The organism is Pseudomonas sp. CFII68, assembly GCF_000416195.1.
In the GTDB taxonomy this organism is placed as follows: Bacteria; Pseudomonadota; Gammaproteobacteria; order Pseudomonadales; family Pseudomonadaceae; genus Aquipseudomonas; species Aquipseudomonas kilonensis.
Genome location: NZ_ATLN01000062.1, coordinates 1 through 1,202 on the forward strand (window position 1 = coordinate 1; position 1,202 = coordinate 1,202).

1 protein-coding gene is annotated in these 1,202 nt (G+C 54.7%); it reads right to left on the bottom strand.

Annotated elements, in window-relative coordinates:
- Positions 1 to 55: 55 nt before the first annotated feature.
- Positions 56 to 1,180 carry an IS481 family transposase gene (locus CFII68_RS17175; protein ID WP_033062579.1) on the bottom strand — a complete coding sequence of 375 codons (1,125 nt, stop codon included), beginning with the start codon at positions 1,178 to 1,180 and terminating at the stop codon, positions 56 to 58.
- Positions 1,181 to 1,202 lie beyond the last annotated feature (22 nt).

Consider the following 1,202-nt stretch of genomic DNA (forward strand, 5'->3'; position numbering starts at 1 on the left):
AGCGTGTACGGACCGGACACATGGTTGACACCTGTGCGGGGACATAGTGGACACATTATGCGCCGTAGTCAGGGTTATTCACGTCGAAGGTCCGTAGAAAGTGATGGCAGAAGTAGACGTCAAACAAGCCATCGTTTTCAGCGTTAGGGCGTATTGCGATGTGCTGTCCAACCAGTCCTTTGGCGATGCTGAAGTAGCGTTTCTGGAAGCGAAATCGACTGTGATAAACCTTGGCCAACACGTCATCCGGCCCATATTCAAACTCTGACAACTGCTGCGGATACGCCCAGGGGCTGGTCCGATAGCGGTCCATAGGCACCTTGTAGCCCAGCGCCTGGTGAGGACGTTGTAGGTTATAGACTTCACGCCATTGATCAAAAGCCGACTGAGCATCCATTAGCGTGGAAAACTGACGGCCATTGAGCACTTCTGCTTTGAGTGAACGATGGAAACGCTCAAGCTTTCCATTGGTTTGGGGGTGTCGAGGACGGCTGAAACTGATTCGGATTCCCAGACGAATCAGCCAGATACTCAGCTCTGTAATCTCCCCTGGATTGCGTGGCGAGCCCCAGGGCGGGCCGTTATCGACGTTGATACGAGCCGGCAAGCCGTAGCGCTGGAAAACCTCAATCATCTTCTCCTTCACCGTGCCCCCCCGTTCGTTATCACAAGCCTGAATGGCCAGGCTGAACCGAGAATGGTCATCCAGCAGGGTCAGGGGGTGGCATCGTCCTTGTTGCAGCGCAAAATGCCCTTTGAAATCCATCTGCCAAAGATCATTAGGCGTGTCGTGTTCAAATCGCAGCGTTGCCGCTTGCTCCCTCTGAGACGGTTGGATCAGACCATGCCGATGCAAGACATTGGTAACGGTGCTGGGAGCAATACGCTTTTCCAAAAGGCAGCTAATCGTGCGTCCTCCCCATGCCGGATGGGCCTGCCTAAGCGCGATGACTTGCGCCTCCAAAGCAGTCTGGGTCAGTTTGGGGCTGGTCGCTGGTCTGCGGGATTTTTCTTGTAAACCAGACTGACCCTGCGCCTCGTAGCGCTCGAGCCACTTGTACGCTGTTTGCGGGCTGATACCGAATCGTCGACACAGCTCACGTTTATTGCTGCCGGGTTGCCGTGCTAAGGCAACGAACTCTTGTTTCAGGCTCATGGCGTCTCTCGTAGTCCAAGGCATGATGGCTTTCCGGCGAAATTGG

Excerpts from the sequence above, each read along its gene's own strand:
- CFII68_RS17175 (WP_033062579.1), bottom strand. The coding sequence starts at position 1,180 with ATGCCTTGGACTACGAGAGACGCCATGAGCCTGAAACAAGAGTTCGTT.